Below are 21,740 nucleotides of genomic sequence, written 5' to 3' on the forward strand. Positions count from 1 at the left end.
AGGATCCCTCCTGATGACCACCGAACTCGACGTCCCGCTCGACGTGCTCGTCGTCGGCGCCGGCCAGGCCGGTCTCGCGATCGGCCGGCAGCTGCAGCAGCAGGGCACCCGTGTCCTGCTCGTCGATGCCGGCGACCGCGTCGGCCACGTGTGGCGCTCCCGCTGGGACTCCCTGCGGCTGTTCACCCCGGCCGAGCACGACGGCCTCCCGGGGCTGCCGTTCCCCGCCCCGGCGGGCGACTACCCCGGCAAGGACGCCGTGGCCGACTACCTGGAGGGCTACGCCCGCACCTTCGGACTGCCGGTGCGGCTCGCCACCCGGGTGACCCGGCTGACCCGGACCGGGGACATCTTCGCCGCCGAGACGACGACCGGCCCGGTGGCCGCCCGCCAGGTCGTCGTCGCGACCGGGCCGTTCTCGGCTCCGCACGTCCCAGCCCTGGCCGGCGGCCTGGCGAGCGGGATCGTCTCGCTGCACAGCTCCGGGTACCGGCGGCCCGGTGACCTGCCGGAGGGGCCGGTCGCCGTCGTCGGCGCCGGCAACTCCGGGGTGCAGATCGCGGCGGAGCTGGCCGCGGCCGGCCGCCCGGTCACCGTGGCCGTCGGCAGCCGGCCCCGGACCGTGCCGCAGCGACCGCTGGGCCGCGACCTGTTCTGGTGGCTGACGCGCACCCGCCTGATCCGGGCGTCGGTGGACTCCCGGCTGGGCCGCCGGTTCCGCGACCGGGAACTGGTCATCGGCACCACCTGGGCCGAGCTGCGCGACCAGGGCGTGGCACTGCGCCCGCGGGTGGTCGGAGCGGCGGGCCACACGCTCACCCTTGCCGACGGGAGCTCCACCGACGTCGCTGCGGTGGTGTGGGCGACCGGCTTCCGGCCCGACGTCGGGTGGCTCGACGTCGAGGGCGCGGTCGTCGACGGGCGGCCGGAGCACAGCCGGGGGGTGAGTCCCGTCCCCGGGCTGTTCTTCCTCGGCCAGCCGTGGCAGCACACGCGCGGCTCGGCGCTGCTGGGCTTCGTCGGGGAGGACGCCGCATGGCTGGCCGGACGGATGGCGAGCGAGCGGTCGGCCGCACCGCTCCCGGTCTGACACCCGGACCACGTCGGTGGTCCGGCGGGCGACGGCGGTTCCGGTTCTAGGCTGCTCCGGTGCTGCAGGGCCGGGACGTCGAGCAGGCGCGGGTGCGTGCCCTGCTCGACGACGCCCGGGTGGGCCGCGGCGGCGCGCTGGTGCTGCGCGGTCAGCCCGGCGTCGGGAAGTCCGCGCTGCTGGCCGACGCCGAGGCCGGTGCCCGGGCGGCGGGTCTGACGGTCCTGCTCACCCGGGGCGTTGAGTCCGAGTCGCCGCTGCCGTTCGCCGCTCTGCAGCGGTTGCTGCGCCCGGTCATGGACTGCGCGGAGGGCCTGCCCTCATTGCAGGCGCGGGCGCTGCGCACCGCGTTCGGGGAGGGGGAGCCCGAGGGCGGGGCGGGGGACCGGTTCCTGGTCTACCTGGCAGCGCTGAGCCTCCTGGCGGAGGCGGGCGAGCGGACGCCGGTCCTGGCCGTCGTCGACGACGCCCACTGGCTGGACGACGCGTCGGCGGCGGCGCTGCTCTTCGTGGCACGTCGCCTGCAGGCCGAGGACGTCGGCCTGGTGTTCGCCGCCCGCACGGGAGACGTCCGCACGTTCGACAGCGGCGATCTCCCCGTCCTCGACGTCGGCGCGATCGACCGGGACGCGGCTGGGGCCCTGCTCAGCGAGCGCGCCGGCGTGCCGGTGCCCGCGGCCGTGCGCGACGCGCTGCTGGCCGGCACCGGCGGCAACCCGCTGGCGCTGGTGGAGCTGGCGGGGGCGCTCACCGTCGAGCAGCTCGCCGGAACCCGGCCCCTGCCCGACCGGCTGCCCCTGACCGAAGGGGTCGAGCGGGCCTTCCTGGACCGCTACCGCCGGCTGCCCCCCGAGGCGCGGACCGTGCTGCTCGTCGCCGCCGCGGACGACTCCGGGCGGACCACCACGGTCCGGTCGGGGGCCGACGCGCTCGGTGCGGGGGAAGCCGGCTTCGAGGACGCCGAACGGTCGGGACTGCTGAGCGTGCGCGGTGGCACCTGCGAGCTTCGCCACCCGCTCGTGCGCTCGGCGGTGTACGACGCCGCGACCAGCACGGAGCGGCGGAGGGTGCACCGCGCGCTCGCCGCCGTGCTGACCGACGTCGACCCGGACCGGCGGGCGTGGCACCTGGCCGCCTCCGTGGACACCCCGGACGCCGACATCGTCGACGAGCTCGAGCGTGCGGCGGAACGGGCGCTGATGCGGGGCGGCCGCGAGGCGGCGTCGGCGGCCTTCGAGCGGGCCGCGGAGCTGGCATCGGACGCGGCCGTGCGGGCTGCGCTGCTGCACCGCGCGGCGACCTCGGCCTGGCTGGGCGCGCGGCCGCCGCGGGCGCGGGCGCTCGCCGACGCCGCCCTCGCGCTGGATCCCGAGCCGCTGCTGCGGGCGGATGTCCGGCTGCTGCTCGCGCACCTGGAGTTCCACCAGGGGTCCCTGGACGTGGCGCACGGGATGCTGCTGGAGGCCGCGGCCGAGGTGGCGCCGCACGACCGGGGCCGGACCACCGAGCTGGCCATGCTCGCCGCGGCCCTGGCCGCCTTCGGGGCGCGCTCGACCGGGCCCGTCGGCCCGATCGACCTGCTGCCGGCGGCCGGCCCGGGTGCGTCGGTCCGCGAGCTCGTCCTGGGCGACCTGATCCGGGGCCTCGACGCGGTGTCCCGAGCGGACTGGATCGGGGCCGCACCACCTCTTCGGCGCGCCGTCGGCCTGGCCGACGAGCTGGTGGTCGGCAGGGACGAGGACCTGCTGCTGAACCTCGGCATCGCCGCGTGGCCGCTGGGCGATTCCGAGTCCGCGCTGCGCCTGCAGGACCGGCTGCTCGCGCACGCCCGCGACACCGGGGCCGTCGTCATGATCGTCCACGCTCTGACGCGGCGGAGCCTGCCCGAGCTCGCGACCGGTCGGTGGGCCACGGCGGCGAGCGGGGCGGAGGAGGCGCTGGCCCTCGCCGACAACTCGGGGCAGCCGGTCCTGGCCGCGTGGCCCGCGGCCGTCCTGGCACTCCTCGCGGTCTTCGCCGGAGACGGGAGCGCGGCGGACGAGCACCTGGCGAGGGTCGAGCGGATCGCCGGGACCCACAGCCTCGGCATCGTCACCGAGCTGGTCCTCGACCTGAGCCGGTGGGCCCGCGGCGTCCGCGAGATCGGCGAACCGTCCGGCGGCATGCACCACTTCGAGCGGATGTCGTCGGCCTCCGTGAGCCATCTCGCCGCCCTGGACCGCATCGAGGCCGCCGTCCACGCGGGCCGGCCCGAGACCGCACGGGCCTGGGTGGCCGAACTCGAGTCCTACGCCGCGGGCACGGGAGCGCCGTGGGCGGCGGCGATCGTGGAGCACGGCCGGGCCCTGCTCGCCAACGGACCGGCCGTCGAGGAGCACTTCGAGCGGGCACTCGAGGCCCACGGCCGGTCGCTGTGGCGACCCGCCCGCGGCCGCACCGAGCTCGCCTACGGGTCGCACCTGCGCCGGTCGCGCCGTCGCGTCGACGCGCGGGCGCACCTGCGCGCCGCCCTCGAGGTGTTCGAGGACATCGGGGCCGGGGTGTGGACCGAGCGGGCCCGGCAGGAGCTGCGGGCCTCGGGTGAGACCGCCCGCCGTCGAGAGGCCACCGACGCACCCGCGCTGACGCCGTCGGAGCGGCAGATCGCCGGCCTGGTGCGCGAGGGGCTGTCCAACCGGGACATCGCCGCCCGGCTGTTCGTCAGCCCCCGGACGGTGGACTTCCACCTGCGCAACGTCTTCGCGAAGGTCGGCGTCACCAGCCGCACCGAGCTCGCCGCGCAGCTGACGGACTGAGATCTCACCCGCGCTGATCTGTTTCGACAAGAAAAGTTGCTTCTAGACTGGCCGCATGGACGACGTTCGCCGGGACCAGGTGGCCGCGGTCGCGGCGCTGGCCGAGCCCACCCGACGGCGGCTCTACGACCATGTCGTGCGGCAGCCGGTGCCGGTGACCCGCGACGAGGCCGCCGCGGCGCTGGACCTGCCCCGCGCGACGGCCGCCTTCCACCTCGACCGCATGGTGGAGGACGGGCTGCTCGACGTGCACTACGAGCGGCGCACCGGGCGCACGGGCCCGGGGGCCGGCCGCCCGGCCAAGCTCTACCGCCGCGCGGACTGCTCCGTGGAGGTCTCGCTCCCGGAGCGGCACTACGACCTCGCCGGTGACCTGCTCGCCGCGGCACTGGTCGAGGCCCAGCGGTCCGGGGAGCGACCCGCGTCGGTCCTCGACCGGCAGGCGTTCGCCCGCGGCCGGGAGCTGGCGGCCGGGGCCGAAAGCGGCGGCCGGGACGGCGTGCTCCGCGTGCTGGAGGGGCACGGCTTCGAGCCGAGGGTCGAGGACGGCGGGATCGCGCTCGCCAACTGCCCCTTCCACGTGCTGGCCCGCGAGCACACCGAGCTCGTCTGCGGCATGAACCTGCGGCTGCTCGAGGGCGTCGTCTCCGGCGTGGCCGGTACCGACCTCGTCGCGCGGCTGCGCCCGGAGCAGGGGCGCTGCTGTGTCCGCCTGGAGCCCGACGGCGACACCTGACCGGGTTCGACCCGGACCCATTGACAGCCGGGGCGGACAGGACTCTACTTCTAACTCCTGTTGGTTTTAGAAGGAGTCGTCATGACCCTGCTCAACCGCTCCCGTCCCGCCGTGACCACCGACCCGGCGCGCCAGGCCTTCCTGCTGCTGCGCACCGTCTTCACGGTGGCCCCGATCGTCTTCGGGCTGGACAAGTTCACGAACCTGCTCGCCGACTGGCCGGCCTACCTCGCGCCGTGGATCGACGACATCGTCCCGGGCACCGCCCAGCAGGCGATGTACGCCGTCGGGGTCGTCGAGGTGCTCGCCGGCGTCGTCGTCGCCGTCCTGCCGCGGTTCGGCGGGTGGCTGGTGGCGGCCTGGCTGGGCGGCATCATCGTCAACCTGCTGACGATCCCCGGCTTCTACGACGTCGCGCTGCGGGACTTCGGCCTGCTGGTCGGCGCCGTCGCCCTGGCGCGCCTGGCGGTCGCGTACGCACCCGGCCGCGCGCACGACACCGCGGAGACGGGGGCGTGAGCGCCCCGATCCCGCTCCGGGTGGTCCGCGACCGCGCCGCGCTCGACCTGCCCGCCGCCGAGGACGCCGTGGCCGCGCTGCTGCGAGCCCTCGGCCGCGATCCGGACTCCCCGCACCTCGCCGAGACCCCGCGCCGCGTGGCGGCGTCGCTGGCCGAGATGCTCTCCGGCCCGCACTTCGACCTCACCACCTTCCCCAACGACGAGGGGTACAACGAGCTCGTCCTGGCCACCGCGCTGCCGGTCCGGTCGCTGTGCGAGCACCACCTGCTGCCGTTCGCCGGCGTCGCGCACATCGGCTACCTGCCGGGCGACCGCATCCTCGGGCTGTCCAAGCTGGCCCGGGTGCTGGAGCTCTTCGCCCGCGACCTGCAGGTGCAGGAGCGGCTCACCCAGCAGGTCGCCGACTGGCTGCAGGAGCACCTCGCCCCGCGCGGGGTGGGTGTGGTCATCGAGGCCGAGCACCTCTGCATGTCGATGCGCGGTGTCCGGGCCACCGGCGCGCGCACCATCACCTCGGCGCTGCACGGCGTCCTGCGCGAGGACGCCCGGTCCCGGCAGGAGTTCTTCTCCCTGGCCCGGACGGCGGCCTAGCGTGGACCATCGGGCGTCCGGAGGAGTGGGTTCCATGGCGACACACGTGATCGTCGGTGGGGGGCTGGCCGGCGCGAAGGCGGCGGAGACCCTGCGCGCGGAGGGCTTCGACGGCCGCGTCGTCCTGATCGCGGCCGAGGCGGAGCTGCCCTACGAGCGGCCGCCGCTGTCGAAGGGCTACCTGCTCGGCAGCGCCGAGCGCGAGAAGGCGCGCGTGCACGACGCCGGCTGGTACGAGGAGCACGACGTCGAGCTGCGGGCCGGGGTGCGCGCCACCGGGCTGGACGCCGCCGGCCACACCGTGGCGCTCGACACGGGGGAGGAGCTCGGTTACGACCGGCTGCTGCTGGCCACCGGGTCCTCGGCGCGGCGGCTGACGCTGCCCGGGGCCGACCTCGACGGCGTCCGCTACCTGCGCACGCTGCCCGACTCCGACCGGCTGCTGGCCGACCTCGCCGGTGGCGGCCGCCGGGTGGTCGTCGTCGGCGGCGGCTGGATCGGGCTGGAGGTGGGCGCGGCCGCCCGCGGCTACGGCAACGAGGTCACCGTGGTCGAGCCGCAGCCCACGCCGCTGCACGCGGCCCTCGGCGCGGAGATGGGGGAGGTTTTCGCCGGGCTGCACCGGGAGCACGGGGTCGACGTGCGCACCGGCACCGGCGTCCGCGAGCTGCGCGGGGCCGGCGGCCGGGTGACCTCGGTCCTGGTCGACGGCGACGCCGAGGTGCCGGCCGACCTCGTGGTGGTCGGCATCGGCGCCGTGCCGAACACCGAGCTCGCCGAGGCGGCCGGGCTCGAGGTGGACCGCGGGATCGTCACCGACGCGGCCCTGCGGACGTCGGCGCCCGACGTGTTCGCCGCCGGCGACGTGGCCAGCTCGTTCCACCCCCTCTACGGGCGGCACGTGCGGGTCGAGCACTGGGCCAACGCGCTCAACGGCGGCCCGGCGGCGGCCCGCTCGATGCTGGGCCAGGCGGTCTCCTACGACCGGGTGCCGTACTTCTTCACCGACCAGTACGACCTCGGCATGGAGTACTCCGGGCTGGGCGGCCCGGACGACGCCGTCGTCTGCCGGGGGGACGTCGGCGCGCGGGAGTTCATCGCGTTCTGGCTCTCCGAGGGGCGGGTGGTCGCCGGCATGAACGTGAACGTGTGGGACGTGACCGACCCGATCCAGGCGCTGATCCGGTCGGGGGCGCAGGTGCCCGTCGAGCGGCTCACCGATCCCGCCGTCCCGCTGGAGGACCTCGCCGGCTGACGACGCCCGCCGGGCGAGATCTGCACACTGGCCCCTTTCCGTGCCCTGGGGCGGGCCAGTGTGCAGATCTCGCCGGGGCCGCCCGTGTGCTGATCGCCCGTTAGGGGCAGGCTGGAGGGGACGTCACATCCCGGAAACGAGCGGACGCGATCATGCCGAACATGGACCGACAGCAGGAGTTCGTCCTGCGGACCCTCGAAGAGCGCGACATCCGCTTCGTGCGGCTGTGGTTCACCGACGTCTCGGGCTACCTCAAGGCCGTCGCCGTCGCCCCCGCCGAGATCGAGGCGGCGTTCGCCGAGGGCATCGGCTTCGACGGCTCGGCGATCGAGGGCTTCGCCCGGGTCTACGAGTCGGACATGCTCGCCAAGCCCGACCCGGGCACCTTCCAGGTGATGCCCGCGACCAAGGGGCAGAAGAGCGACACCGCCCGCATGTTCTGCGACCTCACGCTGCCCGACGGCACGCCGTCGTGGGCCGACCCCCGGCACGTGCTGCGGCGGACGCTGGCCAAGGCGGCCGAGATGGGCTTCACCTTCTACACCCACCCCGAGGTCGAGTTCTTCCTGCTCCGCGACCTCCCCGACGACGGCACGCCGCCCCAGCCGGCCGACAACGGCGGCTACTTCGACCTGTCCACGCACAACGTGGCCCACGACTTCCGCCGCGAGGCGGTCTTCGCCCTGGAGGCCATGGGCATCTCGGTGGAGTTCAGCCACCACGAGGTCGCGCCCGGCCAGCAGGAGATCGACCTGCGCTACGCCGACGCCCTGTCGATGGCCGACAACGTGATGACGCTGCGGCACGTCGTCCGCGAGGTCGCCCTGGCCCAGGGGGTGCACGCGACGTTCATGCCCAAGCCGTTCACCGAGCTCGCCGGCTCGGCGATGCACACCCACCTGTCGCTGTTCGAGGGCGACCGCAACGCCTTCCACGACGCCGCCGACCCGATGCGGCTGTCGACCACGGCCAAGCAGTTCATCGCCGGCCTGCTCACCCACGCCCGCGAGTACACCGCCGTCACCAACCAGACGGTGAACTCCTACCGGCGGCTGCTGGCGGGCACCGAGGCGCCGACGGCGGCGACCTGGGGCCGGGCGAACCGCTCCGCGCTGGTACGGGTGCCCTCGTACAAGCCGAGCAAGGCCAACTCCGCGCGCGTCGAGGTGCGCTCGCCCGACTCCGCCTGCAACCCGTACCTGACCTTCGCGATCCTGCTCGCCGCCGGGCTGCGCGGCATCGAGAAGGGCTACGAGCTGCCGCCGGAGGCCGAGGACGACGTCTGGGCGCTCACCGACACCGAGCGGCGCGCGGCCGGGTACGAGGACCTGCCGGTGTCCCTCGGCGAGGCGCTGACCGCGATGCAGGGCAGCGAGCTGGTCGCCGAGACGCTGGGCGAGCACGTCTTCGAGTTCTTCCTGCGCAACAAGTGGGAGGAGTTCAACTCCTACCGGCAGAACGTGACCCCGTTCGAGCTGCGCCGGTACCTCCCGAGCCTGTAAGGGCGCCCCACCCTCGCTCTTGCGCGGTTGCGTGCGGTCTTGTCCCGGTGCAACGGCGCGAGAGCGACGGCAACCGCGCAAGACTCGCTCGGTAGCCGCGCAGGAGCGGTGACCTGGGCGGGAACTAACCTCGTCGGCGTGAACCGCCTGCTCGTCGCCGTCGTCCACGAGACCGACCCGCTCGCCCGCCTTGGCCCGTGGCTGCGGGATGCGGGGATGGACCTCGAGGAACGACACCTCGGCACCGGCGACGAGCTGCCGGCCACCCTCGACGGCTTCGACGGGCTGGTCGTGCTCGGCGGCCCGCAGTCGGCGATGGACCCGCCCGAGGTGAGCCCGGAGCTCGTCGGGGTCCGGGCGCTGCTGGCCCAGGCCGTGGCCGCCGACGTCCCGACGCTGGCCATCTGCCTGGGCGCGCAGCTGCTCGCCGAGGTGGGCGGGGGAAAGGTCCGCACGGGCATCGACGGCCCGGAGGTCGGGGCGACCCTGGTGGCCAAGCGGGACGCGGCCGACAAGGACCCGGTGTTCGGCCCCCTGCCGCTCTCGCCCGACGTGATCCAGTTCCACCACGACGAGATCGCCCAGCTGCCTCCCGGCGCCACGCTGCTGGCCAGCAACCCGTTCTACGCCAACCAGGCCTTCCGCGTGGGCCGGCACGTCTACGGGCTGCAGTTCCACATCGAGACGACGCCGGAGATCGTCCGCGAGTGGGCGGAGCGGGACACCGTCGGTGTGGCGGCCAGCCCGCACGACCGCGAGACCCTCTGCCTGCTCACCGACGCCGTGCACCCCGACCTCGAGGCGGTGTGGGCCCCGTTCGCCGCGAGGTTCGCCGACCTCGTCCGGACCCGCGCCCGCCAGGCCGCCTGAGCCGGCGACCCGGACGACATGACGAGCGAGATGGTGGAGATCCCGCGGCGGGCCGTCGTCCGGCTGGTCCGCTTCGGCTTCGAGGACGGCGAACGAGCGGCCCGGCTGCTCTCCGATCCCGCCCTCGGGCTGTGGGACCTCGAGCGCAACGAGCCCGCCGACCCCGAGGCCGGTCCGGTCGTGGCGGCGCTGGCCCGCGCGGGCGACCCCGACCTCGCGGTCCGCTCGCTGCACCGGCTGGTCGAGGCGCTGGACGCCTCCGACACCACCGGCGGTGCGGCCGCGGCCATGCTGGCGGGTCTGCGCGGCTCGGCCCTCCTGCGCAGCCGGCTGCTGGCGGTGCTCGGCGCGAGCTCCGGCCTGGCCGACCACCTGGCCGCCCACCCCGCCGACTGGACGGTGCTCGACGACGAGGGCGACGGCGTCCCGCGGGGCTCCGATCGCCCCTCGGCCGGGCAGCTGGAGGCCGACCTGCTGGCCGCCGTCGGAGCCGACCCGGACGACCCGCCGTGGGGGGTGCGCCTGGGCAAGGCCGCGCCGGACGCCTCGCCGCAGCGGATCGCCGCGCTCCGCGTGGCCTACCGGCGGGCGATCCTGTCGCTGGCCGGCCGCGACCTCGGGGACGGCCTCCCGGCCGAGGACGTGGCGTCCGAGCTGGCCGACATCGCCGGCGCCGTCCTGGTCGCGGGGCTGGCGCTGGCCGTCGCCGAGCAGCCGGCCGACGCCGCGGCGTGCCGGCTGGCCGTCATCGCGCTGGGCAAGACCGGGGGCCGCGAGCTCAACTACGTCAGCGACGTCGACGTCGTGTTCGTCGCCGAGCCGGTCGAGCCCGGCGCCGCGGACGGCCCGGCCCTGAGCAGCGCCACCAAGGTCGCGGCCGCGCTCATGCGGATCTGCCACGCCGCTGCCTGGGAGGTCGACGCCGCGCTCCGGCCGGAGGGCAAGGCGGGCGCCCTGGTGCGGACCGTCGCCGGGTTCGAGGCCTACTACGAGAAGTGGGCCAGCACCTGGGAGTTCCAGGCGCTGCTCAAGATGCGCCCGGTCGCCGGGGACCCCGACCTCGGCCGCAGCTACGTCGAGGCGCTCTGGCCGCTGGTCTGGAAGGCCGGGGACCGTCCCGGGTTCGTCGGCGAGGTGCAGGCGATGCGGCGCCGGGTCGAGGAGAACATCCCGCCCGCGCAGGTCGAGCGGGAGCTCAAGCTGGGCCGCGGGGGGCTCCGCGACGTCGAGTTCGCCGTCCAGCTGCTGCAGCTGGTGCACGGCCGCGCCGACCCGTCGCTGCGCAGCGGGGGCACCCTGCCCGCGCTGATCGCGCTGTCGGCCGGCGGCTACGTCGGCCGGGAGGACGCCGCGACGCTGATCGCGTCCTACCGGTTCCTGCGCACCGTCGAGCACCGGCTGCAGCTGCTGCGGCTCCGGCGCACCCATCTGCTGCCCACCGACGAGCAGCAGCTGCGCTGGCTGGCCCGGTCGCTGGGCTACAAGCCCGACCACCGCGGCGACGCCGTCGACGTGCTCCGCGCCGAGCTCGCGCTGCACACCCGCGAGGTGCGCCGGCTGCACGAGAAGCTGTTCTACCGGCCGCTGCTCTCGGCGGTGGCCCGCGTGCCCGGGGAGCGCCTCCAGCTGGGCAGCAAGGCGGCGGGGGACTGGCTGCGGGCGCTCGGCTTCGGTGACCCGGAGGCCGCGCTGCGGCACCTGGCCGCGCTGACCGGCGGGGTGTCGCGGTCGGCGTCGATGCAGAAGCTGCTGCTCCCGGTGCTGCTCCAGGCGTTCGCCTCCTGCCCCAACCCCGATGCGGGACTGCTGGCCTACCGCCAGGTCAGCGAGGCGCTCGGCGGCAACCAGTGGTACCTGCGGCTGCTGCGCGACGAGGGCCAGGTCGCCGAGCGGCTGGCGCAGCTGCTCGGCTCCAGCCAGTACGTGGCCGCGCTGCTGACCCGCACGCCCGAGGCGCTGCGCATCCTGGCCGACGACGCCGAGCTGGAGCCCCGCAGCGCAGCCGCGCTCGCGAGCGCCTGGAGGCAGGCCGCTGGGCGCGCAGCCGACCCGAAGGCAGGGATCGGGGTGCTGCGGTCGCTGCGCCGGCACGAGCTCTTGCGGGTGGCCTGCGCCGACCTGCTCGGCCGGCTCGACGTCGGTGCGGTGGGCCGGTCGCTCACCGACATCGCCGTCGCCACCCTGCAGGTCGGGCTCGACGTCGCGCTGCGCGCGCACGCGCAGGAGACCGGCACCGAGCCGGCCGACGTCCCGATGGACCTGGCGGTCATCGGCATGGGACGGCTCGGCGGCGGCGAGATGGGCTACGGCTCGGACGCCGACGTGATGTTCGTGCACCGGCCCCGCGCGGGTGCCGACGAGTCGGCGGCGACGGCGGCCGCGAACGCGGTGGCCCACACGCTGCGCCGGCTGCTGGCGGAGCCCGCGCCCGACCCGGCGTTCGACATCGACGCCGACCTGCGTCCCGAGGGCCGGCAGGGCGCGCTGGTGCGCAGCATCGCGTCGTTCCGCGAGTACTACGAGCGGTGGGTCTCGGTGTGGGAGGTGCAGGCGCTGCTGCGCGCGGTTCCGGTGGCCGGCGACGACGACCTGGGCGCGGAGTTCGTCGCCATGGTGGACCCGATCCGCTACCCGGCCGACGGGCTCACCGCCGAGCAGATCGCCGAGATCCGGCGGATCAAGGCCCGGGTGGAGCGGGAGCGGTTGCCCCGGGGGGCTGACCCGGCCACGCACACCAAGCTGGGCCGCGGCGGCCTGTCCGACGTGGAGTGGACGGTGCAGCTGCTCCAGTTGCTGCACGCCGCCGAGATGCCGGAGCTGCGCACGCCGTCGACGGTCGACGGCCTGGCCGTGCTCGGCGAGCGCGGGCTGCTCAGCGCCGAGCAGGCCGAGGCGCTGCGCACGGCCTGGGAGACCGCGAGCCGCGCCCGCAACGCGATCTTCCTGGTCCGGGGCCGGCCCAGCGACCAGCTGCCCCGGCCGGGCACGGAGCTGGCGGGGGTCGCGCGGGCCTGCGGGTACGGACCCGACCGCGACCCCGGGCAGTTCGTCGACGACTACCGGCGGATCACCCGGCACGCGCGCGGCGTCGTCGACCAGATCTTCTACGGGCAGCCGCCGGCAGGCTGAGGGACGGCGGACTTTCGGTACCGAAAGTCCCTGGCGGGTCGCCTCCGCCCCCGATCAACCTGGGGCGGTCCGTACCGCAGTCACCGGAGGTGCGTCGTGTCTCCCACCCTCACCCGTTCCCTCGTCGCCGAGTTCATCGGGACGGCGCTGCTCGTGATCATCGCCGTCGGGTCCGCGGTGGTCGGCATCGAGTCCGTCGGCCCGGTCGGGGTCGCGCTCGCCTTCGGGCTGACGCTGCTGGCCCTCGCCTACGCCATCGGTCCGATCTCCGGCTGCCACATCAACCCGGCGGTCACCCTCGGCGTGCTGCTCTCCCGCGGGATGACCGCGACCGAGGCGGCCTACTACTGGGTCGCCCAGCTGGCCGGCGGCATCGCCGGAGCGGCGGTCCTGAAGCTGCTGACCAGCGGTTTCGGGGACGTGACCGACCAGACCGGCGCGCTCGGGGCCAACGACTACGGCGGGGCGATCAGCGCGGGCGGCGCGTTCGTCGTCGAGGCGCTGCTGACCTTCGCGTTCGTCGCGGTCATCCTGCTGGTCACGGGCAAGGCGGCGGCGCCCGGGTTCGCGGGGCTGGCGATCGGCCTGACCCTGACCGCGGTGCACCTGATCGGCATCCCGCTCACCGGCACGTCGGTGAACCCCGCCCGGTCGCTCGGCCCGGCGCTGTTCGCCGGGGGTGACCAGCTCGCGCACGTCTGGCTGTTCCTGATCGCACCGCTGGTGGGTGCGGTGATCGCGGTCCTCGTCGTCCGGGCGATCTCGGTCCCGCTGGGTGCCGCCGGGGAGGCCGCGGTGGCGGTCGACGAGACCGGGGCGCAGCTCCCGGAGGAGACCCGCGTGCCCGAGGCCCGGCAGCCGGCAGCGGCGGAGACCAGCCGGTCGCGGCGGCGCAGCCGCACCTGACCCACCCGATCGGGTCCGCCGCACCCCTGGGCGTGTGCCGGCCGGGGGTGGCGGGCACTGTGGAGGGGTGACGCACGCACCGACCGCCGAGCCGGACCTGCCGGAGGACGACGACCCGCGCGCCGGGGCCACGATCACGCCGTACCGCGACGGTCCGCTGATCGTCCGCGGCGACTTCCGGCTGGTCGACCAGGACGGCGTCGAGATCGACCCGGGCCGCGACACGATCGCGCTCTGCCGGTGCGGCAAGTCGGGCATCAAGCCGTTCTGCGACGGCACCCACAAGCGGTCGGGTTTCTCCGCGCCCAGCGCGCCGAGCCGGCCCCGTCCGGCTGCCCGCATCCTGCGCGAGGCCCGTCGCACCGACGGCTGAACCGGACGCCCTCTCCGGCCCCCGAGCCCGGCAGGACCTGTTCCCGGAGTGCTTGTGCTCTGCCCACCCTGCTGGGCAGAGCACAAGCATCGTGCAAGGAATTCTTTGCATCGAACGCTTGTGCTCTGCCCACGGTGGTGGGCAGAGCACAAGCGTCGGGGACACAGGTGGGGGAGGCCACCGGCACCACCGGCACCACCGACGCCACCGGCGCCACTGCCCCCCGGGCGGAGTGGGTGCCACCGACGGGTGATCACCGTGTGGCGCGCTGCACAAAGCGGCCGTGATGCTCCACGATGCGGGTACACGACGCCGGACTGACCCGCGGGGCAGCGCCGGCCTGATCGGAGGGCCGCATGGGTTCCGCGCTGACCACCGTCCTGCTCCCGCTCGCCCTGGCCCTGGTGATGTTCGGGCTGGGCCTGTCGCTGACGGTGGGCGATTTCGCCCGGGTCGGCCGGCAGCCGAAGGCGGTCGTGATCGCGCTGGTGCTGCAGCTGCTCGTCCTGCCGGCGATCTGCTTCGGGCTCGTCGTGGCATTCGATCTGCCCCCGCTGCTCGCCGTCGGCCTGCTGCTGCTCGCGGCCTCGCCGGGCGGCACGACCGCGAACCTGTTCAGCCACCTGTTCCGCGGCGACGTCGCGCTGAACATCACGCTGACGGCGGTCAACTCGCTCATCGCCGTCGTCACGCTGCCGGTCATCACGAACCTGGCGATCGACTGGTTCGAACCGGAGGACGGCGGCAGCCTCGGCCTGCAGTTCGGCAAGACGCTGCAGGTGTTCGCCATCGTGCTCGTGCCGGTCGTCATCGGCATGGTCGTGCGGCAGCGGGCCACCGCGTTCGCCGACCGGATGGACAAGCCGGTCCGGATCGCCTCCGCGGTCGTGCTGGCGCTGGTGATCGTGGGCACGATCGTGGCCGAGCGGGACAACATCGCCGGGTACATCAGCGACGTCGGCCTGCCCGCCCTGCTCTTCTGCCTGGCCAGCCTGACCGTCGGGTTCGTGGTGCCGCGGCTGCTCGGGGTGGTGCGGAGGCAGGCGATCGCCAGTGCGTTCGAGATCGGCGTGCACAACGGCACCCTGGCCATCGCGATCGCGATCAGCGTCCTGGACAGCGTCGAGCTCGCCGTCCCGGCCGCCGTCTACAGCGTGATCATGTTCCCGGCCGCGGCGCTGTTCGGCTGGGCGATCACGCGGTCGTCGGCGCGCAGCGAGGCCGAGGCGATGACCGGCCGCTGATCAGGCGGCGAGGGGTCGTTCGCCCCGGAGTCCCGAGCGGCCGGCCTCCCACGCGCCGAGCAGGTGGTGGGCGGTGACGCCGTCCATCGCCAGCGCGGCGGCCGCGCCGAAGAGGACGTCGGCGGCCAGCTCGGGCTGCTCGGCGACCAGCGAGCCGCACATGTCGACCGCGGCGATCTGCTCGTGGACGGCGTCGGCCTCCACGTGCTCGTCGTAGAACACCGTCGTCCGCTCGTCGAAGCCCAGCCGTCGCAGGCCGGCCGAGTAGCGCCGGCTCGGCTCGCTGGACGTCATCTCCACCGCCGTCAGGTGCCCGACCGCGGCGCCCCGCCACCGCCGGTGCAACGCGAACAGCGACATCGTGTTGACCGAGGCGAACGCCGCCGCGGGTGCGTCGTCCCACAGCGCGCCGTAACCGGCGTCCAGGTCGAGGTCCCGCATCAGCCCGGCGAACAGCTCGCTGTGCATCCGCTCGGGCGTGCCCCCGCCGTACTCGTCGGCCTGGATCTCGACCATCGCCGCCTTCGCCCGGCCCGACAGCCGGGGGACGGCGAACGTGTGCGGGTCGCCCTCCTTGAGGTGGTACACCGAGCGCACCGTCAGGTACTCCCGCCACTGCTCGAGCGTGCCCTGCTTGGCCATGTACGCCGACAGCGAGGGGCCGTCGTCGGCGGCGATCAGCGCGGCCAGCTGCCGGTCGATCGGCTCGTCGGTGACCGGCAGCGGCCCGACCAGCTCGCGCAGCGCGGCGAGGTGGCGGCGCTCGAGGACGCCCCGCAGCCCGAGGAGCGCCGGCTCCCACTCCCAGTGGTCGGGCACGTCGTCGAAGCCGCGGTAGTGCAGCTCGTAGCAGACGGCGAGGGAGATCTGGAGGTCGTCGTCGGTCATCGCCCCGGCGACCTGGGCGGCGACCTGCTCGGCGGTGGCGGTCGTCGTCGAGGACAGGGTGGGCCGGCCGACGAGGTCGGAGAACAGTGCCGCGCTCAACGGCCCCCGGGGTTCGGGCAGGTGCATGGAACCCAGCATGCCCACCCCCGGTGGGTTCGATGCGCCCCGCCACGTGATGTCGCTCGCCCGGACGACCACCCCGGGCGTGCGCGGCATCAGGTCGTCGGCGGTCTGGTCGCGGCCTTCCTCGGCGTCGGCCGCCGAGAACACCACGAAACCTGGCCGGAGCCGACGGTGACGATCATCGGTCCGGTCACGGAGCACGTGGCGGCCTTGCCACGCCGTGCACGGGGAGGTTTCCTCCAGGAACGCAACGTGGCGTGAGCGAGGAGCGTGGATGGACTTCCTGCAACCGACGAGCTGGTCAGAGGCCCTGGCCATGCGGGCGGAGCGGCCCGACGCGCTGGCCATCGCCGGTGGCACCGACGTGATGGTCGAGCTGAACTTCGACCGCCGCCGTCCCGGTGCCCTGCTCGACCTCGGCCGCGTCGTGGAGCTGCGGGAATGGTCCGTGGACGGCGGTCGCGTGCGGCTGGGCGCCGGTGTCCCGTACGCGCGGGTGATCGACGAGCTCGGCACGCAGCTGCCGGGCCTGGCGATGGCCTCGCGCACGGTCGGCTCGCCGCAGATCCGCATGCGCGGCACGGTCGGCGGCAACCTCGGCTCGGCGTCCCCGGCCGGCGACGCCCATCCGCCGCTGCTCGCCGCCGACGCCGTCGTCGAGGTGGGGTCCGCGGCCCGGGGAACCCGGCTGATCCCGGCGGCGGAGTTCTTCACCGGCGTCAAGCGGAACGCGCTGGAGGTCGACGAGCTCATCGCCGCCGTCCTCGTCCCCGTGGCGACCGGGCCGCAGCAGTTCTCCAAGGTCGGCACCCGCAACGCGATGGTCATCGCGGTGTCGGCCTTCGCGTGCGCGCTGCACCCCGACCGGCAGGCCGTCGGCACGGGCATCGGCTCGGCCGCGCCCACCCCGCGTCGCGCGCTCGAAGCCGAGGAGTTCCTCGCCGGCGAGCTCGCCGACGCCGGGCTCTGGGACTCGCGGGCCGAGCTGCCCGACTCGCTGGCCCGCGCGTTCGGCGAGCGGGTCGCGGCCGCCGCCGCACCCATCGACGACGTCCGGGGGAGCGCGGCCTATCGCCGGCACTCCCTCTCGGTGATGGCGCGGCGCGCGGTCACCTGGGCCTGGGACGACTACCGGCACGACCTCGGGAAGGCTGCCTGAGCATGCGCATCACCACCACGGTCAACGGCACCGAGCACGAGGTCGACGACGTCTGGCCGGGCGAGAGCCTGCTCTACGTCCTGCGCGAGCGCATGGGCCTGCCCGGGTCGAAGAACGCCTGCGAGCAGGGGGAGTGCGGCTCCTGCACGGTCTACCTGGACGGCGAGCCGGTCTGCGCCTGCCTGGTGGCGGCCGGGCAGGCGATCGGTCGCGAGGTCAGCACGGTCGAGGGGCTGGCCGACGGCGAGCGGTTGCACCCGGTGCAGGAGGCGTTCGTCGAGTGCGGGGCGGTGCAGTGCGGTTTCTGCACCCCGGGCCTCGTCGTCGCCGCGCACGACCTGCTGAACCGGGTGCCCGCACCCAGCGACCCGGAGATCCGCGAGGCGCTGGCCGGCAACCTGTGCCGGTGCACCGGCTACGAGAAGATCCTCGACGCGGTGCGCCTGGCCGCGCAGCGGCAGGCGCGGTCGTGAGCACCGAGGCAGGTACCCGCGTCACGACCCAGGCACCCCCGGCCGGCCGGATCGGCGACAGCCCGCTGCGCCCCGACGGCACGCTCAAGGTCACCGGCGAGTTCGCCTACGCCAGCGACCTGTGGCACGACGACATGGTCTGGGGCGTGACCGTGCGCTCGCCGCACCCGCACGCCCGGATCCGCGGCATCGACATCACCGCGGCGCTGACGGTGCCCGGGGTCAGCGCCGTCCTCACCGCCGACGACGTCCCCGGTGAGAACGCCTACGGCCTCGAGCACGCCGACCAGCCGGTGCTGGCGTCGGAGTTCGTGCGCTACGAGGGCGAGCCGGTCGCGCTCGTCGCCGCCGACCACCCCGAGACCGCGCGCCGCGCGGCGGCGCGGATCGTCGTCGACTACGAGGTGCTGCCCGCGGTCACCGACCCGCGCCGCGCCATGGACGCCGACGCGCCTGCCGTGCACCACCCGGGCAACCTGGTCCGCCACCTGCACCTCGAGCGCGGGGAGCAGGCCCCGACCGCGCCGGTCGTGGTCTCCCTCGACTTCGAGGTCGGCATGCAGGACCAGGCCTTCCTCGGTCCGGAGTCGGGCCTCGCGGTGCCGGCCGAGGACGGCGGCGTCGACCTGTACGTGGCCACCCAGTGGCTGCACGTCGACCAGCGGCAGATCTGCCTGGCGCTGGGCATGCCGCCCGAGAAGGTGCGGCTGACCCTCGCCGGGGTCGGCGGCGCGTTCGGTGGGCGGGAGGACCTCTCGGTGCACGTGCACGCCTGCCTGCTGGCGCTGCGCACCGGCAAGCCGGTGAAGATGAGCTACAGCCGCGAGGAGTCCTTCTTCGGGCACGTGCACCGGCACCCGGCGTGGATGACCTACGAGTTCGGAGCCGAGCGCGACGGCACGCTGGTCTACGCGAAGGCCCGCGTGCTCCTCGACGGCGGGGCGTACGCCTCGTCGACGGCGGCCGTCGTGGGCAACGCCGGCACCCTGGGGCTGGGCCCGTACCGCTTCCCGTCGGTGACCGTCGACGCGTACGGCGTCTACACGAACAACCCGCCGTGCGGGGCGATGCGCGGGTTCGGCTGCGTGCAGGCGGCCTTCGCGCACGAGGCGCTGATGGACGAGCTGGCCGACGCCGTGGGGCTGGACCGGGTGGCGATCCGGCAGAAGAACGGCATGCGCGAGGGCGACCTCAACATCACCGGGCAGGTCATCGACTCCGCGGCCCCGGTCGCCGAGCTGCTGCAGATCGTGCGGGACATGCCGATGCCGCCGGAGGCGGACACCTCCGACATCCGCGCGATGCCCGGCGCCGTCGGCAACACCACCCACGGCGAGGGCGTGCGGCGCGGCGTCGGCTACTCGGTGACCTACAAGAACGTGGGCTTCTCCGAGGGCTTCGACGACTACTCGACCGCGCGCGTGCGGCTGGAGATGACCGGCGGCGAGGCGGTCGCGACCGTGCACACCGCGGCCGCCGAGGTCGGCCAGGGGCTGATCACCGTCGAGCAGCAGATCTGCCGCACCGAGCTCGGCGTCGAGCGGGTCGTCGTCCACCCGAAGGACACCGCCGTCGGCTCCGGCGGGTCGACGTCGGCGTCGCGGCAGACCTACGTCACCGGCGGCGCGGTGAAGGCGGCCTGCGAGGCGGTGCGCGCGACCGTGCTCGACCGGGCGTCGATGTCCCTCGGCCGTCCGGCCGGTGAGTTGCGGCTGGACGGCGAGAAGATCGTCGGAGCTTCCGGTGAGGTGCTCACCGGGCTGGCCGACGTGCTCGGCGACGGCGCCGTCGAGGAGACCGCCGAGTACCGGCACCGGCCCACCCACGCCATCGACCCGGCGACCGGGCAGGGCGACGCGCACGTGCAGTTCGCGTTCTCCGCGCACCGGGCGGTCGTCGACGTCGACGTGGAACTCGGGCTGGTGAAGGTGGTCGCGCTCGACACGGCACAGGACGTCGGCAAGGCGATCAACCCCGACGCCGTCGTCGGCCAGATCCACGGCGGCTCGGCGCAGGGCATGGGCCTGGCGCTGATGGAGGAGATCGTCGTGACCGACGGGCATGTGCGGAACCCGTCGTTCACCGACTACCTGATCCCGACGATCCTCGACATGCCACCGATGAAGGTCGAGGTGCTCGAGTACGCCGACCCGCACGCGCCCTACGGCGTGCGCGGGGTGGGGGAGCCGCCGACGATCTCGTCCGGTCCGGCCGTGGCCGCCGCGGTGCGCGACGCCTGCGGGGCGCCGCTGCGCCGGGTGCCGATCCGCCCGGAGCACATCACCGGCACCTGAGGCGCGGACCGCAGTTGATCATCGTCTGCTTGCACGTGACACGGCCGGACACGCCGTCCCGGCGGCCACGCAGACGATGATCAACTCGGGGAGACCTCAGAGCTCGGCGATGCGCGGGATCACGTGCTCGCCGAGGTTGGCGACGTAGCCGACGGGGTCGCCGTCCCTCGGCATGACGTGCACCTCGGAGACGCCGAGGGCGGCGTAGGCGGCCATCTCCTCGGCGAACCTGTCCGCCGCGTCCTCGCCGGCGGCGAGCGGGGCGGTCCAGAGGATCGTCTTCTGGACGTCGTCGAAGTCCCTCCCCTCCTCCACGCAGTGCCAGCGGAGGACGTCGAGCTTGGCGTCGACCTGGGCGAGGGCGTCGGCCCCCGGGGAGGCGAACAGGTTGCAGGCATCGGCGTAGCGGGCCACGAACAGCAGCGTCTTCTTCTCCCCGCCGCCACCGATCATGATCGGGGGCCGGCGGATCGGGCGGGGCTCGTTGATCGTCTCGGCCAGCCGGTAGTGCCGGCCCTCGAAGGGCCCGTCGTCGTCGCTCCACATCTGCCGGACGATCTGCAGGGTCTCCTCGAGGCGCTCGAACCGCTCGGCCAGCGGCGGGTACGGGACGCCGAGGGCGAGGTGCTCCCGCTCGTACCAGGCGGCCCCGATGCCGAGCACCGCCCGGCCGCCGGAGAGCACGTCGAGCGTGGAGACGATCTTCGCCAGCAGCCCGGGGTGCCGGTACGTGACCCCGGTGCAGAGCAGCTGCAGGTCCACGGTCGAGGTGTGTGCCGCGAGGAAGCCCAGCGCCGTGTAGCCCTCGAGCATCGGCTGGTGGGCGCCGCCGATCATCTCCAGCTGGAGGTAGTGGTCCATCAGCGAGAGGTTCGCGACGCCGGCCTCCTCGGCCGCGCGACCCACGTCGGCCAAAGCCGGGCCGATCGCCGCCGGACCCCCGGGCAGGTCCCACGCCACCAGGTGCACGCCGACTCTCATGACGCGTTCCTCCCGTCGTCCGCGCACATCACGCTGGCCAGTGTGGACCGGTTGGCGGCCTGCAGGGCCGTCCACGAGCGCTCGCCCCGCCCGGGCACCCCGGGCTCAGCGGGCGATCTTGACGTTGAAGTAGGGAGTGCCCAGCGCACCCATGAGCCGCAGCCAGATCGGCAGCAGCATCTCGGTGCCGCGGGCGGTGGACAGGTCGCCGAGGTCGATCACGTCGGTGTGCCCGAAGCTCTTCAGCAGCTCGATCACCGTCTGCTTGGCGGCCTCGTCGTTGCCGGACACGAACACGGAGTGGTCGCCACCGGCGACACGTGCGGGGTCGACCATCACCGCGGCGGTCATCGTGTTGAGCGACTTGACCACTCGGGCCTCGGGGAAGGCGCGCTGGATCTGCTCGGCCAGGGAGTCGGTGTCCTTGACGAACAGGGTGGGCGGGAAGCCCTGGGAGAAGTCCAGCGGGTTGGAGATGTCGAGCAGCACCTTGCCCGCGAGATTGTCGGCCCCGGCGAGCGCCAGCATCTCGAGGGAGGCGCCTCCGCCGGTGGCGTTGACGACGAGGTCGGCCTGCTCCGCGGCCTCGGCGAAGCGGGCCAGCGCGACGGCGGGGTGCTCGGCCTGCCAGGTGGAGTAGGGAGGATTGCCCATGCCATCGCGCTCGGACCGCGCGAGCGTGGCCTCGGGGTCCCGCGTCCCGACGGTCACCTCGTGGCCGAGGTCGAGGAGCTTGGCGGCGATGGTCCGGCCGACTGTTCCGGTACCGAGCACGGCGATCTTCATGGTGTTCTCCGACTGTCGCCAGTG

General features: G+C 74.4%; 18 protein-coding genes. 15 read left to right on the top strand and 3 right to left on the bottom strand.

The window, feature by feature from the left end; all coding sequences use genetic code 11:
- Positions 1-13: 13 nt before the first annotated feature.
- From ABD644_RS19985 to ABD644_RS20040, 12 genes are all read left to right on the top strand, one after another.
- Positions 14-1,090: a flavin-containing monooxygenase gene (locus ABD644_RS19985; RefSeq protein ID WP_344690814.1), complete on the top strand. Its 1,077-nt coding sequence runs from the start codon at positions 14-16 to the stop codon at positions 1,088-1,090.
- A 59-nt stretch (positions 1,091-1,149) separates the two neighbouring features.
- On the top strand, positions 1,150-3,885 hold the full coding sequence (locus ABD644_RS19990; protein ID WP_344690815.1) for an ATP-binding protein: 2,736 nt from the start codon (positions 1,150-1,152) through the stop codon (positions 3,883-3,885).
- 55 nt (positions 3,886-3,940) lie between these two features.
- Positions 3,941-4,621 (top strand): helix-turn-helix transcriptional regulator, encoded by a 681-nt coding sequence (locus ABD644_RS19995; RefSeq protein ID WP_344690816.1) that lies wholly within the window; start codon positions 3,941-3,943, stop codon positions 4,619-4,621.
- Between the two features lie 81 nt (positions 4,622-4,702).
- The gene (locus ABD644_RS20000; protein WP_344690817.1) at positions 4,703-5,140 is read left to right on the top strand and encodes a hypothetical protein; all 438 of its coding nucleotides are present in this window, start codon (positions 4,703-4,705) and stop codon (positions 5,138-5,140) included.
- Positions 5,137-5,733, top strand: a complete 597-nt coding sequence (gene folE, locus ABD644_RS20005) for a GTP cyclohydrolase I FolE (RefSeq protein ID WP_344690818.1) — start codon at positions 5,137-5,139, stop codon at positions 5,731-5,733. The genes ABD644_RS20000 and folE overlap by 4 nt, the downstream gene beginning before the upstream one ends.
- A 34-nt stretch (positions 5,734-5,767) precedes the next feature.
- On the top strand, positions 5,768-6,988 hold the full coding sequence (locus tag ABD644_RS20010; protein ID WP_344690819.1) for an NAD(P)/FAD-dependent oxidoreductase: 1,221 nt from the start codon (positions 5,768-5,770) through the stop codon (positions 6,986-6,988).
- A 161-nt stretch (positions 6,989-7,149) separates the two neighbouring features.
- Positions 7,150-8,490: a type I glutamate--ammonia ligase gene (gene glnA / locus ABD644_RS20015; RefSeq protein WP_344690820.1), complete on the top strand. Its 1,341-nt coding sequence runs from the start codon at positions 7,150-7,152 to the stop codon at positions 8,488-8,490.
- Positions 8,491-8,628: 138 nt separating this feature from the next.
- On the top strand, positions 8,629-9,360 hold the full coding sequence (locus ABD644_RS20020) for a type 1 glutamine amidotransferase (protein WP_344690821.1): 732 nt from the start codon (positions 8,629-8,631) through the stop codon (positions 9,358-9,360).
- Positions 9,361-9,378: 18 nt separating this feature from the next.
- Entirely contained in the window at positions 9,379-12,489 is a 3,111-nt protein-coding gene (locus ABD644_RS20025) for a bifunctional [glutamine synthetase] adenylyltransferase/[glutamine synthetase]-adenylyl-L-tyrosine phosphorylase (RefSeq protein ID WP_344690822.1), read from the top strand.
- 96 nt (positions 12,490-12,585) lie between these two features.
- Positions 12,586-13,395 (top strand): MIP family channel protein, encoded by an 810-nt coding sequence (locus ABD644_RS20030; protein WP_344690823.1) that lies wholly within the window; start codon positions 12,586-12,588, stop codon positions 13,393-13,395.
- A 67-nt stretch (positions 13,396-13,462) separates the two neighbouring features.
- A complete protein-coding gene (locus tag ABD644_RS20035; protein WP_344690824.1) occupies positions 13,463-13,768 on the top strand; it encodes a CDGSH iron-sulfur domain-containing protein in 306 nt (101 codons plus the stop codon).
- Between the two features lie 356 nt (positions 13,769-14,124).
- Positions 14,125-15,012 (top strand): bile acid:sodium symporter family protein, encoded by an 888-nt coding sequence (locus tag ABD644_RS20040; RefSeq protein ID WP_344690825.1) that lies wholly within the window; start codon positions 14,125-14,127, stop codon positions 15,010-15,012.
- Here the strand turns inward: ABD644_RS20040 and ABD644_RS20045 are convergent, their stop codons facing one another.
- Entirely contained in the window at positions 15,013-16,173 is a 1,161-nt protein-coding gene (locus ABD644_RS20045) for an iron-containing redox enzyme family protein (RefSeq protein WP_344690826.1), read from the bottom strand.
- Between the two features lie 124 nt (positions 16,174-16,297).
- Here ABD644_RS20045 and ABD644_RS20050 point away from each other — a divergent pair, with 124 nt between their 5' ends.
- From ABD644_RS20050 to pucD, 3 genes are read left to right on the top strand one after another with little or no spacing between them, the layout of a single operon-like run.
- Positions 16,298-17,182, top strand: a complete 885-nt coding sequence (locus tag ABD644_RS20050; protein WP_344690827.1) for an FAD binding domain-containing protein — start codon at positions 16,298-16,300, stop codon at positions 17,180-17,182.
- A 2-nt stretch (positions 17,183-17,184) separates the two neighbouring features.
- Positions 17,185-17,655 (top strand): (2Fe-2S)-binding protein, encoded by a 471-nt coding sequence (locus ABD644_RS20055; RefSeq protein ID WP_344690828.1) that lies wholly within the window; start codon positions 17,185-17,187, stop codon positions 17,653-17,655.
- The gene (gene pucD / locus ABD644_RS20060) at positions 17,652-19,949 is read left to right on the top strand and encodes a xanthine dehydrogenase subunit D (RefSeq protein ID WP_344690829.1); all 2,298 of its coding nucleotides are present in this window, start codon (positions 17,652-17,654) and stop codon (positions 19,947-19,949) included. The genes ABD644_RS20055 and pucD overlap by 4 nt, the downstream gene beginning before the upstream one ends.
- Before the next feature lie 96 nt (positions 19,950-20,045).
- Here the strand turns inward: pucD and ABD644_RS20065 are convergent, their stop codons facing one another.
- The gene (locus ABD644_RS20065) at positions 20,046-20,930 is read right to left on the bottom strand and encodes an LLM class F420-dependent oxidoreductase (protein ID WP_344690830.1); all 885 of its coding nucleotides are present in this window, start codon (positions 20,928-20,930) and stop codon (positions 20,046-20,048) included.
- Positions 20,931-21,035: 105 nt separating this feature from the next.
- A complete protein-coding gene (locus ABD644_RS20070) occupies positions 21,036-21,716 on the bottom strand; it encodes an NADPH-dependent F420 reductase (protein WP_344690831.1) in 681 nt (226 codons plus the stop codon).
- Positions 21,717-21,740: the final 24 nt, after the last annotated feature.

Source organism: Blastococcus jejuensis (genome assembly GCF_039534705.1).
GTDB lineage: Bacteria > Actinomycetota > Actinomycetes > Mycobacteriales > Geodermatophilaceae > Blastococcus_B > Blastococcus_B jejuensis.

Excerpts from the sequence above, each read along its gene's own strand:
- ABD644_RS19995 (WP_344690816.1), top strand. The coding sequence starts at position 3,941 with ATGGACGACGTTCGCCGGGACCAGGTGGCCGCGGTCGCGGCGCTGGCC.
- ABD644_RS20010 (WP_344690819.1), top strand. The coding sequence starts at position 5,768 with ATGGCGACACACGTGATCGTCGGTGGGGGGCTGGCCGGCGCGAAGGCG.
- ABD644_RS20000 (WP_344690817.1), top strand. The coding sequence starts at position 4,703 with ATGACCCTGCTCAACCGCTCCCGTCCCGCCGTGACCACCGACCCGGCG.
- ABD644_RS20025 (WP_344690822.1), top strand. The coding sequence starts at position 9,379 with ATGACGAGCGAGATGGTGGAGATCCCGCGGCGGGCCGTCGTCCGGCTG.
- ABD644_RS20055 (WP_344690828.1), top strand. The coding sequence starts at position 17,185 with ATGCGCATCACCACCACGGTCAACGGCACCGAGCACGAGGTCGACGAC.
- ABD644_RS20070 (WP_344690831.1), bottom strand. The coding sequence starts at position 21,716 with ATGAAGATCGCCGTGCTCGGTACCGGAACAGTCGGCCGGACCATCGCC.
- ABD644_RS20040 (WP_344690825.1), top strand. The coding sequence starts at position 14,125 with ATGGGTTCCGCGCTGACCACCGTCCTGCTCCCGCTCGCCCTGGCCCTG.
- glnA (WP_344690820.1), top strand. The coding sequence starts at position 7,150 with ATGGACCGACAGCAGGAGTTCGTCCTGCGGACCCTCGAAGAGCGCGAC.
- ABD644_RS20065 (WP_344690830.1), bottom strand. The coding sequence starts at position 20,930 with ATGAGAGTCGGCGTGCACCTGGTGGCGTGGGACCTGCCCGGGGGTCCG.
- ABD644_RS19985 (WP_344690814.1), top strand. The coding sequence starts at position 14 with ATGACCACCGAACTCGACGTCCCGCTCGACGTGCTCGTCGTCGGCGCC.
- ABD644_RS20050 (WP_344690827.1), top strand. The coding sequence starts at position 16,298 with ATGGACTTCCTGCAACCGACGAGCTGGTCAGAGGCCCTGGCCATGCGG.